The 14,950-nt window shown below is 33.6% G+C and carries 15 protein-coding genes; all 15 read left to right on the forward strand.

Annotation, left to right across the window (positions count from 1 at the left end; genetic code table 11):
* Positions 1-3 precede the first annotated feature (3 nt).
* The 15 genes from ACVC08_RS10625 (at position 4) to cysM (ending at position 14,945) form a co-directional block, all read left to right on the forward strand.
* Positions 4-999 (forward strand): homocysteine S-methyltransferase family protein, encoded by a 996-nt coding sequence (locus ACVC08_RS10625; protein ID WP_452597063.1) that lies wholly within the window; start codon positions 4-6, stop codon positions 997-999.
* Entirely contained in the window at positions 999-3,683 is a 2,685-nt protein-coding gene (metH, locus tag ACVC08_RS10630; protein ID WP_452602018.1) for a methionine synthase, read from the forward strand. Before ACVC08_RS10625 ends, metH begins: the two co-directional genes overlap by 1 nt.
* A 142-nt stretch (positions 3,684-3,825) precedes the next feature.
* Complete coding sequence (metF, locus tag ACVC08_RS10635) at positions 3,826-4,782, forward strand: methylenetetrahydrofolate reductase [NAD(P)H] (RefSeq protein ID WP_452597061.1); 957 nt, start codon at positions 3,826-3,828, stop codon at positions 4,780-4,782.
* 28 nt (positions 4,783-4,810) lie between these two features.
* Positions 4,811-5,224 carry an RrF2 family transcriptional regulator gene (locus ACVC08_RS10640; protein ID WP_452597060.1) on the forward strand — a complete coding sequence of 138 codons (414 nt, stop codon included), beginning with the start codon at positions 4,811-4,813 and terminating at the stop codon, positions 5,222-5,224.
* Positions 5,225-5,338: 114 nt separating this feature from the next.
* The gene (locus ACVC08_RS10645) at positions 5,339-5,590 is read left to right on the forward strand and encodes a DUF2061 domain-containing protein (RefSeq protein WP_452597059.1); all 252 of its coding nucleotides are present in this window, start codon (positions 5,339-5,341) and stop codon (positions 5,588-5,590) included.
* A complete protein-coding gene (locus ACVC08_RS10650) occupies positions 5,590-6,204 on the forward strand; it encodes a phosphoadenosine phosphosulfate reductase domain-containing protein (RefSeq protein ID WP_452602019.1) in 615 nt (204 codons plus the stop codon). Before ACVC08_RS10645 ends, ACVC08_RS10650 begins: the two co-directional genes overlap by 1 nt.
* A 6-nt stretch (positions 6,205-6,210) precedes the next feature.
* A complete protein-coding gene (gene cysD, locus ACVC08_RS10655; protein WP_452602020.1) occupies positions 6,211-7,113 on the forward strand; it encodes a sulfate adenylyltransferase subunit CysD in 903 nt (300 codons plus the stop codon).
* A gap of 92 nt (positions 7,114-7,205) precedes the next feature.
* The gene (locus ACVC08_RS10660; protein WP_452602021.1) at positions 7,206-8,453 is read left to right on the forward strand and encodes a sulfate adenylyltransferase subunit 1; all 1,248 of its coding nucleotides are present in this window, start codon (positions 7,206-7,208) and stop codon (positions 8,451-8,453) included.
* A 7-nt stretch (positions 8,454-8,460) separates the two neighbouring features.
* On the forward strand, positions 8,461-10,551 hold the full coding sequence (locus ACVC08_RS10665) for a HEPN domain-containing protein (RefSeq protein WP_452602022.1): 2,091 nt from the start codon (positions 8,461-8,463) through the stop codon (positions 10,549-10,551).
* 18 nt (positions 10,552-10,569) lie between these two features.
* On the forward strand, positions 10,570-11,337 hold the full coding sequence (gene cobA, locus ACVC08_RS10670; RefSeq protein ID WP_452602023.1) for a uroporphyrinogen-III C-methyltransferase: 768 nt from the start codon (positions 10,570-10,572) through the stop codon (positions 11,335-11,337).
* On the forward strand, positions 11,337-11,924 hold the full coding sequence (locus tag ACVC08_RS10675; protein WP_452602024.1) for a precorrin-2 dehydrogenase/sirohydrochlorin ferrochelatase family protein: 588 nt from the start codon (positions 11,337-11,339) through the stop codon (positions 11,922-11,924). The genes cobA and ACVC08_RS10675 overlap by 1 nt, the downstream gene beginning before the upstream one ends.
* Before the next feature lie 3 nt (positions 11,925-11,927).
* Positions 11,928-12,977 (forward strand): NAD(P)/FAD-dependent oxidoreductase, encoded by a 1,050-nt coding sequence (locus tag ACVC08_RS10680; RefSeq protein ID WP_452602025.1) that lies wholly within the window; start codon positions 11,928-11,930, stop codon positions 12,975-12,977.
* Entirely contained in the window at positions 12,977-13,306 is a 330-nt protein-coding gene (locus ACVC08_RS10685) for a ferredoxin (RefSeq protein WP_452600359.1), read from the forward strand. Before ACVC08_RS10680 ends, ACVC08_RS10685 begins: the two co-directional genes overlap by 1 nt.
* Before the next feature lie 15 nt (positions 13,307-13,321).
* A complete protein-coding gene (epsC, locus tag ACVC08_RS10690) occupies positions 13,322-14,062 on the forward strand; it encodes a serine O-acetyltransferase EpsC (protein WP_452602026.1) in 741 nt (246 codons plus the stop codon).
* 4 nt (positions 14,063-14,066) lie between these two features.
* Positions 14,067-14,945, forward strand: a complete 879-nt coding sequence (gene cysM / locus ACVC08_RS10695; protein ID WP_452602027.1) for a cysteine synthase CysM — start codon at positions 14,067-14,069, stop codon at positions 14,943-14,945.
* Positions 14,946-14,950 lie beyond the last annotated feature (5 nt).

Below are 14,950 nucleotides of genomic sequence, written 5' to 3' on the forward strand. Positions count from 1 at the left end.
GGAATGAGTACTATAAACGAGGACATAAAAAAAAGAATATTAGTGTTAGATGGTGCTATGGGGACTATGTTGCAACGCTATAATTTTACAGAAGAAGATTTTCGTGGCGAACGGTTTAAAGACTATCCAACACCCTTACAAGGTAACAATGATTTGTTGTCTTTAACACAACCGCAAGCCATTGCAGAAATTCATAAACAATATTTTGAAGCAGGAGCAGATATTATAGAAACCAATACCTTTTCTGGAACTACCATTGCTATGGCAGATTACGATATGGAAGACTTGGTATACGAGTTAAACTACGAATCCGCAAAAATAGCAAAACAAGTCGCTAATGAATTTACAAAGAAAACACCTGAAAAACCACGTTACGTAGCAGGAAGTATTGGCCCTACCAACAGAACAGCCAGTATGTCGCCAGATGTTAACGACCCAGGCTATAGAGCAGTAACATTTAATGAATTAAGAATAGCCTATAAACAGCAAATAGAAGCATTACTAGATGGCGGAGCAGATATATTATTAGTAGAAACAGTATTCGATACACTAAATGCAAAAGCTGCTTTGTTTGCTATAGAAGAAGTTAAAGACGAACGTAAAATAGAAGTGCCCGTAATGCTAAGCGGAACAATTACAGATGCGAGTGGTAGAACACTATCTGGGCAAACAGCAGAAGCTTTTTTAATATCTATATCCCATATCCCTCTATTATCTGTTGGATTTAATTGTGCATTGGGAGCCAATTTATTACAACCACACTTAGAAGCTATAGCCTCTAAAACAAAATTTGCTGTTTCAGCACACCCCAACGCAGGGCTACCTAATGCTTTTGGAGAGTATGATGAAACAGCAGAAGAAATGGCAAAGCAAATAGAAGCATACCTAGAGAAGGATTTAATAAATATTATAGGAGGTTGTTGTGGTACAACACCAGAACATATTTCGGCAATTGCAGATTTGGCCGCTAAATATAAGCCAAGACAAATAGGAAGGTAATGGACGATGTTAAATATTTAAAATTATCAGGTTTAGAACCATTGATAATTACGCCAGAAAGTAATTTTATAAATGTAGGAGAGCGTACTAATGTAGCAGGATCCCGTAAATTTTTACGCTTAATAAAAGAAGAAAAATTTGATGAGGCATTAGCTATAGCACGCCATCAAGTAGAAGGAGGAGCACAAATTATCGATATTAATATGGATGATGGCTTAATTGATGGAAAAGAAGCCATGGTTCGTTTTTTAAATTTAATAGCAGCCGAACCAGATATTTGCCGAGTACCCATAATGATAGATAGCTCTAAATGGGAAATTATTGAAGCAGGATTGCAAGTAGTACAAGGAAAATGTGTTGTAAACTCTATAAGCTTAAAAGAAGGAGAAGACAAGTTTATTTGGGAAGCAACACAAATAAAACGCTATGGGGCCGCTGTTATAGTGATGGCTTTTGATGAGGTCGGGCAAGCAGATAATTACCAGCGTAGAATTGAGATTGCAGAACGATCATACAGAGTATTAGTAGATAAAGTAGGTTTTGCTCCTGAAGACATTATTTTCGATTTAAATATTTTTCCTGTAGCAACAGGAATGGAGGAGCACAGAAAAAATGCTATAGATTTTATAGAAGCAACTCGCTGGGTACGCGAAAATTTACCACATGTAAGCGTAAGTGGAGGCGTTAGTAATGTATCGTTTTCATTTAGAGGAAATAATACGGTGCGTGAAGCAATGCACTCTGTATTTTTATACTATGCCATTCAAGCCGGAATGAATATAGGGATTGTTAACCCTACCATGTTAGAAGTGTATGATGATATTCCTAAAGACTTATTAGAATATATAGAAGATGTTATTTTAGATAGGCGAGAAGATGCCACAGAACGCTTATTAGAGTTTTCCGAAACCGTAAAAGGAAAGGTAAAAGAAGATGATGAAAAGGTTTTAGAATGGAGGAATCTGCCCCTGCAAGAAAGAATAACACATGCCTTAGTAAAAGGAATAGATACCTATATAGTAGAAGATGCAGAAGAAGCGCGTAAAAATGCAGAAAGACCACTTCATGTAATAGAAGGCCATTTAATGACAGGAATGAATGTGGTAGGAGATTTATTTGGAAGCGGTAAAATGTTTTTACCACAAGTAGTAAAATCTGCAAGAGTTATGAAAAAAGCGGTGGCCTACCTAAACCCTTTTATAGAAGCCGAAAAAGGAGAAAAACAACAAGCCTTAGGTAAAGTTTTAATGGCTACCGTAAAAGGAGACGTACACGATATAGGGAAAAATATAGTAAGTGTAGTTTTAGGATGTAATAATTACGAGATCGTAGATTTAGGTGTTATGGTACCGCCAGAAAAAATTATTGAAACCGCTATAAAAGAAAATGTAGACATTATTGGATTGAGTGGATTAATAACACCATCGCTAGATGAAATGGTGTATTTGGCAAAAGAAATGGAGAGAGAAAACTTTTCAGTGCCGTTATTAATAGGAGGCGCAACCACATCCAAAGCACATACAGCTGTAAAAATAGATACACAATATAAAAATGCAGTAGTACATGTAAATGATGCCTCTAGAGCAGTAACCGTTGTTGGCGATTTATTAAATAAAAAAACAGCAAATGCCTATGTTGTTGAGTTGAAAAAGAACTATGATGAGTTTCGGGATAAATTTTTAAAAAGAGGCAAAACTAAAACCTATATCTCAATAGAAGAAGCAAGAAAAAGAAAATATAAAATAGATTGGAATACAACCGAAATTGTAAAACCCAAAACAATAGGCATTCAATCCATTCAGGAATTCGATATTACCAAGCTAGAGGCCTATATAGATTGGTCACCGTTTTTTAGAAGTTGGGATCTACATGGCAAGTACCCAGATATCTTAAAAGATGAAATTGTGGGAAAGCAAGCCACAGAATTATTTGCAGATGCACAAGAACTGCTTAAAAAAGTATTTAACGAAAAGCTATTAAAAGCAAAAGCTGTTTTCGGGTTATTTCCAGCCAATACAGTAAATGATGATGATATTGAAGTTGAAAAATATGAAGAAGAAGAAAAAGAGCAATATAAATTTTTAACACTTCGTCAACAACTTAAAAAGCGAGAAGGAGTACCTAACCATGCATTAGCAGATTTTATAGCGCCAAAAGAAACAGGTATTCAAGATTATATAGGCGCCTTTTGTGTTAGTACAGGCTTTGGAACCCAAGCACTGGCAGATCAATTTGAAAAAGAAAATGACGATTATAATTCTATTATGATAAAAGCATTGGCCGATCGATTAGCAGAAGCTTTTGCAGAATATTTACACAAAGAAGTAAGAACCAAACATTGGGGCTATGACCAGAATGAAAACCTTACAAATAACGAGTTAATAAAAGAAAACTATAAAGGTATTAGGCCAGCGCCAGGCTATCCAGCTTGTCCAGACCATTTAGAAAAAACAACAATTTGGAAACTATTAAAAGTAGAAGAAACCATAGGTGTAAAACTAACCGAAAGTTTAGCCATGTGGCCCGCAGCTAGTGTTAGCGGTTATTATTTTGGAAATAAAGAAGCAAAATATTTTGGGTTAGGAAAAATTAAAGAGGACCAATTAAAAGATTACGCTAAAAGAAGAGCAGTAACAGACGCTATGGCTAGAAAATGGTTAAACCCCAATTTGGTAGGGACCTAGCAAAGAACGTACAAGTTAAATGAAAAAGCACAAATTAGAAATAAGGTTTGTACTACAAATATTATTGTTAACCACATTAGCTTTAATAGTCGCTTACCTTATTTAAAACTAAAAAAAAGAGTACGCGCAAGCGAATATAAATATGAAAGTCACAGAACATATAAAACAAGCAAACGGGAAAACACAATTTTCGTTTGAGATTTTACCTCCTTTAAAAGGGCAGAATATTCAGTCTATTTTTGATAATATAGACCCATTAATGGAGTTTAATCCTCCATTTATAGATGTAACATACCATAGAGAAGAATACATATACAAAGATTTTGGAAACGGATTACTTAAAAAGCAAATTGTAAAAAAGCGCCCAGGAACAGTTGGTATATGTGCAGCCATTCAAAATAAGTACAGTGTAGATGCCATTCCTCATATATTATGTGGCGGATTTACAAAAGAAGATACAGAAAACTTTTTAATAGATTTAGATTTTTTAGGAATAGATAATGTTATGGCTCTGCGTGGAGATGCAGTAAAAAATGAAACCTATTTTACACCAGAAAAAGAAGGACACAGTTATGCCAGTGAGCTAGTCTCGCAAATTTCAGACTTAAATAAATCTACGTATTTAGATGAAGAATTACAAAACTGTTCCCCTACCGATTTTTGCATAGGTGTAGGTGCATATCCAGAAAAGCATATGGAAGCACCTAGTCTAGACAGTGACATTCATTTTTTAAAAAAGAAAATAAAAAACGGAGCAGAGTATATCGTCACTCAAATGTTTTTTGATAATCAAAAGTATTTCGATTTTGTAGATAAATGTAGAGCAGAAGGCATTACTGTACCAATAATTCCAGGCTTAAAACCAATAGCAACAAAAAAGCAGTTAAACTTATTACCACACCGCTTTCATGTAGATTTACCAGAAGCTTTAATACAAGACATTATTAAATGTAAAGACAATAAGCAAGTAAGACAAGTTGGGATAGAATGGTGTATAGAGCAATCTAAAGCTTTAAAAAAGAAAGGCATTCCTGTATTACATTATTACTCTATGGGGAAAAGTGATAATATTAAAGCAATTGCGACTCAATTGTTTTAAGTCGTTAAAAAGTATTAATTTTGTCCGTATGCTTTCAAAGAAAACAAAATACGGAATAAAGGCTATTGTATATTTAGCGAAACAAGAAGATAGAACGCCAGTTCAAATCGCAACCATTTCTAAAGAAGAAAGTATCTCCCTTAAATTTTTAGAAAGTATTTTGCTAACACTACGTAAAAATGGGCTTTTAGGCTCTAAAAAAGGTAAAGGAGGAGGATATTACCTGCTAAAAGAACCTAAAGAAATTAATATGGCTAATGTAATGCGGGTTTTAGAAGGACCAATAGCAATGGTGCCATGTGTGAGTTTAAATTTTTATGAAAAATGTGACGACTGTCCAGATGAAAATGCATGTGCAGTACATCGTTTAATGATTCAGGTAAGAGATAACTCATTAGAGATTTTCAGAAATACAACATTAGCAGATTTAGCAGATTTATAAATTTTTAACAATGCTTTTTTACTAAACCTTAGGTTTATATAAGTATAATTTATATGTTTGCATCATTATCCTAGTAAGTTGATAGGGTAAATAGGAATTAAAATATTTTATAATATGAATACTGCTTTAGAAATGAATAGAGATGTAGAAGTGAAAAAAAATATCTCAGAAGAAAAATTAAAGAGAAGTCTAGTAAAAACAATTAGTTGGCGAGTTGTGGGAACCATAGCTACAGTTGTAATCTCTTACATAATAACGGGCACTTTGGCATTAGCGTTTTCAATAGGCGTTATAGAATTAATATCAAAATTAGTGTTGTACTTCTTTCATGAACGTGCATGGAATAAAATAAAATGGGGGAAATAATGACGTTAGATATAGATAAAGTAAATAAAACACTAGAAAGTAAAACACCTTTACAAATAGTACAATGGGCAATTGGTTTTGCTAAAAAACCTATAGTAACTACAAACTTTAGACCTTACGAAGCAGCAATTTTAAATATAACGAGTGCTGTAAAAAAAGACATAAAAGTGATTTGGTGCGATACAGGATATAATACCCCAAATACCTATAAACATGCAGAAGTACTTATAAAACAATTAAACCTCAATATAAAACTATATGTACCTAAACAAACAACAGCACACAGAGATGTTGTTTTAGGAATACCAAGTGTAGAAGAATCAAACCATAAAATTTTTACCGAACAAGTTAAGCTAGAACCCTTTAAAAGAGCAATGGAAGATCATAAACCAGATGTTTGGTTTACAAACTTGCGTAGAGGCCAAACCTCTTTTAGAGACAGTATAAATATAATATCTCAAGACAAAAATGGAGTGCTTAAAGTGAGTCCGTTTTATAACTATACAGATGAAGAGTTAGATGAGTATCTAGAAACACATAAGCTGCCAAATGAATTTAAATATTACGATCCAACAAAACAACTAGAAAATAGAGAGTGCGGTTTACACGCATAAAAAAAGATGAAAGATACAGCAAGTATAAACCCGTTAGAAAATGAAGCTATTTATATAATAAGAGAAGTAGCTGCTCAATTTGAAAGACCAGTACTCCTGTTTTCAGGAGGAAAAGACTCAATAACTTTAGTGAGGTTGGCTCAAAAAGCATTTTACCCAGCAAAAATTCCATTTCCTTTAATGCATATAGATACAGGACATAATTTCCCAGAAACTATAGCATTTCGAGATCGACTAGTTAAAGAATTAGATTTAGAATTAATTGTTAGAAATGTTCAAGACTCTATAGACCAAGGAAAGGTAAGAGAAGAATCTGGAAAATACTCTAGTAGAAATGTATTGCAAACCACAACACTATTAGACGCAATAGAAGAGTTTAAGTTCGATGCATGCATAGGAGGCGCTAGAAGAGACGAAGAAAAAGCAAGAGCAAAAGAACGTATTTTTTCCGTACGGGATGATTTTGGGCAATGGGATGAAAAAAATCAAAGACCAGAATTATTCGATATGCTAAACGGAGCAATAGAACACGGGCAAAATGTAAGAGTGTTTCCTATATCTAACTGGACAGAATTAGATGTATGGTCCTATATTCAAAAAGAACAAATAGAGATCCCATCAATATATTTTGCCCATACTAGAGCAACATTTTTAAGAGACGGTTTAATATGGTCTGCAGATGATGATGTTGTTTACAGAGAAGAAGATGAAGAAGTTAAAGACCGCGTTGTACGTTTTAGAACCGTAGGAGATATGAGTTGTACAGCAGCAGTATTATCAAATGCAGCAGATATCTCCACAGTAGTACAAGAAATAAGAAATTCTTCAATATCAGAAAGAGGCGCAAGAATAGACGATAAACGCTCTGAAGCAGCCATGGAAAAGCGTAAACAACAGGGGTACTTTTAAAATAGTATTCAGCATTTTCCAGCAATAGAAATCTTCAATAAAATAATAAAATAAAACCAATAGTTTAAAAGCTAATGGGCAAAAAACATATAATGGAAGTTTTAAAAATAGCAACAGCAGGAAGCGTAGATGATGGTAAAAGCACTTTAATTGGACGCTTGCTTTATGATACAAAATCATTAACAACAGATAAGTTAGAAGCCATAGAAAAAAAGAGCAAACAACTAGGGTACGACTATCTAGATTTTTCTTTAGCGACAGATGGATTGGTAGCAGAAAGAGAACAAGGCATTACAATAGATGTAGCACATATTTACTTTTCTACAACCAATAAAAGTTACATTATTGCAGATACCCCTGGCCATGTAGAATATACTAGAAATATGGTTACAGGAGCATCAACCTCTCAAGCAGCAATAGTATTAATAGATGCAAGAAAAGGAGTAATAGAACAAACCAATCGCCATTTTTTTATAAATAATCTGTTAAGAATAAAAACAGTTATAGTAGCTATAAATAAAATGGATTTAGTTGATTTCTCCGAAGAAAAATATAATGCTATAAAATCCGATTTTGAAGCATTAATGAGTAAAAGAGACTATAAAGAACAAAACATAACGTTTGTTCCAGTAAGTGCTTTAAAAGGAGATAATGTTGTTAATAAATCTGAAAACACACCATGGTATTCTGGTAATACATTATTAGAGTATTTAGAAAATATAAATAACGAAGACATATATAATACAGGAACCCCAAGATTTCCTGTACAATATGTAATACGACCAAAAACATCAGCATTCCACGATTTTAGAGGCTATGCAGGAAAAGTATATGGAGGCGAATTAAGCGTAGGAGATGACATAGTTGTATTACCATCTCAAACAAAATCTAAAATAAAAGACATTCACTTTTATGATAAAAAAGTAGAAACAGCAGCCAGACGCTCTTCAGTATTAATTACACTTCAAGATGATGTAAATATTAGTAGAGGAGACATGATTGTAAAGGTAAACGATTTGCCAACAATAAAAAGACAATTCACAGCAACAGTATCTTGGATGGATTCTAAGAACTTAACATTAGGCGAAAAATACGTGCTACAACACGGTGTTAATAAAGTCTTGGCAAAAGTAGATACTATACACCACAAAATAAATCCAGATTATTCTGGAATAGAAGAAGATGTCAATGCTTTACAAATGAATGATATAGCAACAGTATCTTTTAAGCTTAATAAACCTGTTTATTATGACGCTTTTAAAGAACATAGAACAAATGGCTCATTTATACTAATCGATTCGCAGTCCAATAACACCGTTGGAGCTGGGTTTATTCAATAACAAAATAATGCAAAGCTTTAGAACAGAAATTGAAAACCCTGTAGTAGAAAAGGATATCATAGATTTAGCCAATAAAATAGAGCTATTTCAAAACGGAAAAATTGACGAAGAAAAGTTTAGAAGTCTACGTTTAGCAAGAGGCGTTTATGGACAACGCCAACATGGAGTACAAATGATTCGTATAAAACTACCGTACGGAAAAGTACTTAGTCATCAGTTACGAAGAATAGCTGAGGTTTCCGATGAGTATTCTCGTAGTAGACTGCATATTACAACTCGACAAGATATACAAATCCATTATGTCGATTTAAATCGCACACCAGAATTATGGGCAGAATTAGAACGAGATAATGTAACATTAAGAGAAGCCTGTGGTAACACAGTAAGAAATGTAACGGCAAGTGAAACAGCAGGAATAGATGTAAAGGAACCTTTTGATGTTTCACCATATGCAGAAGCTGTTTTTTCCTTCTTTTTAAGACATCCGGTTTGTCAAGAGATGGGACGAAAATTTAAAGTGTCTTTTTCGGCCACAGAAGAAGATACAGGTTTGTCCTACATGCACGATTTAGGATTTATAGCAAAAATAGAAAATGGAGTAAAAGGATTTAAAGTTATGTTAGGTGGTGGCTTGGGCTCTCAACCAAGGCATGCAGACACGCTATATCGTTTTTTAGCTTCAGATAAAATTATTCCTTTAATGGAAGGAGTGCTAAGAGTTTTTGATAGGTATGGGGAACGTAAAAGTAGAGTAAAAGCACGATTAAAGTTTTTGTTAAAAGATATTGGTTTAGAGGCTTTTAAATCACTAATAGAAGAAGAGCAAAATGCTATAGAATTTAAGACAATAGCAATTAATGAATCCAATTATAAAACTTCGAAACCTGTTGATGTAGAAACACCAATAGTAGAAATACAAGATGTTAATGCATTCAATATATGGAAGTCAACAAATGTCATTCCTCAAAAGCAAGAAGGCTATTTTGCAATAGGTATTAAAGTCTTACTTGGAGATTTTTATACAGACAAAGCACGATTATTAGCCGATTTAGTAGAGCAATATGCAGCAGGAGAGATACGGTTAAGTTTAAGACAGAATATTTTAATCCCTTTTGTAAAAGAAGATTTATTACCTTTTTTCTATACAGAATTAAATAAATTAGGATTTACAGAATTAGGTTATAATAAAGCAGTAGATATAACAGCTTGTCCAGGTACAGATACATGTAATTTAGGTATTGCAAGTAGTACAGGAATAGCCGAAGAATTAGAGCGGGTAATAAAAACCGAATACCCACAATATATAGAAAATAAAGATCTAGTAATAAAAATTAGTGGTTGTATGAATGCCTGTGGGCAACATAATATGGCAAATATTGGTTTTCAAGGCATGTCCATTCGTACCAAAAACAAATTAGTAGCTCCGGCGCTACAGGTCCTTTTAGGCGGAGGAAATTTAGGAGATGGTAAAGCTAATTTTGCAGATAAAGTTGTAAAAATACCGAGTAGAAGAGGCCCAGAAGCACTTAGGCGAGTACTTAATGATTTTGAGGCGAATAGTAACAAAAAACTGTTTGTAGATTACTATAAAACACAAGGAGAAAAATACTTCTACGAACTATTAAAGGATTTAACAAATACAGATAACCTTACTCCAGAAGATTTTATTGATTGGGGAACAGAAGAAAACTACATAAAAGCTATTGGTATAGGTGAATGTGCAGGAGTAGTAATAGATTTAATAGCAACCTTGTTTTTAGAAAGCGAAGAAAAAATAGAAGAAGCAAAAATAGCCTATACAAACAAAGTGTATTCTGGAGCAATATACGAAGCCTACCGCTCAATGGTAAACTCTGCAAAAGCAATACTACTATCAGAAAACATAAAAACAAATACGCAGGCTAATATTATTAGTCAATTTGATGAATTATATGTAAGCACTAATAAGGTAAAACTAGGCGTTTCTTTTTCAGATTTAGTTTATCAAATAAAAGCATTTCCACCAACTAAAGATTTTGCCTTGAGTTATATAGAAAGTGCAGAAACATTTTTGAAAACAGTAAAAATATTTAGAGAAAAAGATATTGCTACAGCATAATTTTCAATGAAAAAAAGTATGAAAAATTCAAGATTAACAGTTGTTGGTGCTGGGCCAGGAGACCCCGAGTTAATAACTCTAAAAGCTATTAAAGCAATCCAAGACGCTAATGTTATTTTGTATGATGCACTGGTAAATAGCAAATTGTTAGAATATGCATCAGCAAATTCAGAGCTTATTTTTGTTGGTAAACGAAAAGGGTGTTACGCATACCATCAAGAACAAATAAATGAATTAATTGTACAACGTGCATTAACAAAAGGGCATGTTGTTAGATTAAAAGGAGGAGATCCCTTTATATTTGGTCGCGGGGCAGAAGAGATAGATTACGCAAAATCATTTGGTATAGAAATCTATGTAGTTCCGGGTATTTCATCATCGGCAGCAGTGCCAGCCTACCAAGGTATTCCTTTAACAAAACGAAACGCATCAGAAAGTTTTTGGGTTATAACAGGCACAACAAAATCACATAAAATTTCAGGTGATATTGCCATTGCAGCAAAATCTACAGCAACCATTGTAATATTAATGGGAATGGGGAAACTATCTGAAATTGTAAAGATTTTTACTTCAGAAGGAAGAGAAAACGAGGCCATAGCTATCATTCAAAATGGGACAACACCACAAGAAAAAATAGGAATAGGTAAAATAAACACTATAGAAGCTATAGTAAAAAAGCAGCAACTATCCTCTCCAGCAATCATTATTATAGGAGAAGTAGTAAAAGAACGTGTTGAATTAACTAAAGTAGTACAAGACGCTAATAAAAAACCAATTCTAGTATAATGGAAACAAAAGAAAGAAATAATTTATATCCTCTTTTTTTTAAACTTAAAAACTTAGAAGTTTTAATAGTTGGAGGAGGTTTTGTTGCCGAAGAAAAACTGATGTTTTTATTAAAGTCTAGCCCCGATGCTAATATAACTATGGTTGCACCAATGTATAGAAACACAACTATAGAAATAGCAAACACAGGCAATGTAAAACGAATTGTAGATACTTATAATAAAAAATATTTGCAAGGAAAGCATATTATAATAGCAACAACAGATAATCCTGAAATTAATAGAGCCGTATATACAGATTGCAGAGCAGAAGATAAATTAGTTAACGTGGCAGACAATCCGCCATATTGCGATTTTTATATGGGAGGTATTGTAACCAAAGGGAATGTAAAAGTTGCTATTTCTACAAATGGCAAATCGCCTACTACAGCCAAACGCTTACGGCAGTTTTTTGAAGACGTGATGCCAGAAAATATAGATGACTTAGTTAAAAACCTTAATCGCTATAGAAAAACAATAAAAGGAGATTTTGAACAAAAAGTAGAAACTTTAAATGAATTTACTAAAGGATTAGTAGAAAAAATATAAAACATGATTAAAACAGATATACTAATAATTGGAGCAGGACCAACAGGGCTATTTACTGTATTTGAAGCAGGTTTGTTAAAATTAAAATGCCATTTAATTGATGCCTTACCGCAAGCAGGAGGACAATGTTCAGAATTATATCCTAAAAAACCTATTTACGATATTCCAGGATTTCCAGAAATATTGGCTGGAGATTTAACAGCTAACTTATTAGAACAAGGAAAGCAATTTCAACCTGGATTTACTTTAGGTGAACGCGCCGAAACAATAGAAAAACAAGAAGACGGTAGCTTTATAGTAACCACAAATAAAGGCACACAACACCATGCGCCTATAGTTGCTATTGCGGGTGGCTTAGGAAGTTTTGAACCCAGAAAACCGCAAATAGAAGGAATAGAGAAATACGAAGATAAAGGCGTAGCATACTTTATTAAAGACCCAGAAGTATACCGTAATAAAAAAGTAGTTATAGCAGGTGGAGGAGACTCTGCTTTAGACTGGAGTATCTTTCTAGCAGACATCGCTTCAAAGGTGACTTTAGTACATAGAAGAAATGAATTTAGAGGGGCATTAGATTCTGTAGAAAAAGTACAAGAATTAAAGTTGTTAAATAAAATTAATTTAATAACACCAGCAGAAGTTACTACCTTAAAAGGAGAAAATTACCTAGAAGGCGTTTCAGTAATTAAAGAAGGAAAACAAATAGATATAGAAGCAGATTATTTTATTCCTCTTTTCGGGCTGTCACCAAAACTAGGCCCGATAAGTAATTGGGGATTAGAAATAGAGAAAAACGCAATTAAAGTAGACACATTAGACTATCAAACTAATATTCCAGGCATATATGCTATAGGAGACGTTAATACGTATGAAGGGAAATTAAAATTAATTCTTTGTGGGTTTCATGAGGCAACGTTAATGTGCCAATCGGCTTATAAACTATTAAACCCAGGTAAAAAGTTTGTTTTAAAATACACAACAGTAAGTGGGATAAATGGGTTTGATGGAACGCGTAAAGAATCACCAAAAGCGGTAGTAAAAGCTATAGTATAATGCAAGACGTTACATTATATATAACAGACCGAAAAGGAGAAAAACATACCGTTATAGCACCTACAGATATGGCTATGAATGTTATGGAGATTGTAAAGTCATACGAGATAGAGCCAGAAGGAACAATTGGTGTCTGTGGCGGTATGGCCATGTGCGCATCCTGCCAATGTTATGTAACATCTAACCATAAACTTAATATAATGGAAGACGAAGAAGATGCTATGTTAGCAGAAGCATTTAACGTGCAAAATAATAGTCGATTAAGTTGTCAACTTCCTATTACTGAAGCATTACATGAATTAGAAATAGAATTAGCACCCGAAGTATAACATAGAGCGTATCTCATGGCTATAGAAACCATAAGTATTCCATTTAGATTTAAAGAGCAAGTAGAAGAATTAGCTAAGGAGTTGTTTTATTATACTCTAGAATCTCCAAAAGAACAAGAGCAATTAATACCCGCCATAAAAACAACTTTTTTTTATGTTTCGCAAACATTAAGCTGTGGTATTTGTAATAGTAAATGGCAACAATTTGTAGAAGCACTTAAACAGTTAAGGCCAAAGTTGGAGTTAGATGCCGAAGCAGCATATAAAAACGACCCAGCAGCAAAAAGCATTAAAGAAGTCTATTTAGCATACCCAGGGTTTTATGCAATAACAATGTACCGTATAAGCAATATATTATGGCAATTAAATATTCCTATTTTACCAAGAATGATAAGTGAATATACACATGGTGTTACAGGAACAGATATCCATCCAGGCGCAACTATAGGAGATTCTTTTTTTATAGATCATGCAACTGGCGTAGTTATAGGAGAAACAGCAATAATTAAAAACAATGTTACCATATACCAAGGCGTTACACTTGGAGGCATTAAAGTAGAAAAAACACTAAGTAATACTAAAAGGCATCCAACAATAAATAATAATGTTACTATTTATGCCAATGCGACTATTTTGGGAGGAACTGTAGTAATAGGTGAAAATAGTATCATAGGAGCCAATGTCTGGATTACTAAATCTATTCCCAAAAACTCAATAGTAACTTATAAATCGGATATAAAAATTACTAACACATAAAAACATGAGCATTTTAAAACAAATTGGGAATACACCGTTAGTAGAAGCAGCACATTTGGTAACCAAACCAAACGTTAAATTGTATTTAAAGTTAGAAGGTAATAACCCAGGCGGAAGTGTTAAAGATAGGCCAGCCTATAATATGATTGCTCAAGCTGTAAATAGAGGAATCATAAAAAAAGGAGGGCATTTAGTTGAAGCCACAAGCGGAAATACAGGAATTGCATTAGCATATGTAGCACGATTATTTGGTTTAAATATTTCATTAATAATGCCAGAAAATGCAACCCAAGAGCGTGTAAAAACAATGCGAGCTTATGGAGCAGAAGTTATTTTAACCTCTATAAATAAAGGAATAGAAGGAGCAAGAGATGTTGCATTTAAAATGAGAGATGACAAAGGCTATGTGCTATTAAATCAATTTGAAAATAACGATAATTGGAAAGCACATTATAAAACAACAGGCCCAGAAATATGGAAAGATACTAATGGAGAAATTACCCATTTTGTATCTGCAATGGGAACCACAGGAACCATAATGGGGACCTCAACTTTTTTAAAAGAACAAAACAAAAATATTCAAATTATAGGAGCACAACCAGAAGATGGTTCTAAAATACCAGGCATAAGAAAATGGTCGCCAGATTATGTGCCAAGTATTTTTAATAGAGAAAAAGTAGACCGTATTATTGAGGTTAATGCAACCGAAGCTACATTAATGACGCAACGCTTGGCTAAAGAAGAAGGCATATTTGCAGGTATGAGCAGTGGAGGGGCAGTAGCTACAGCACTTAAACTCATAGAAACTATTAATAGAGGTGTCGTTGTAGCTATTATTTGCGATAGAGGAGATCGTTATTTGTCGTCTCCGCTGTTTGATTGAAAAAC

The organism is Pontimicrobium sp. MEBiC06410, assembly GCF_053601615.1.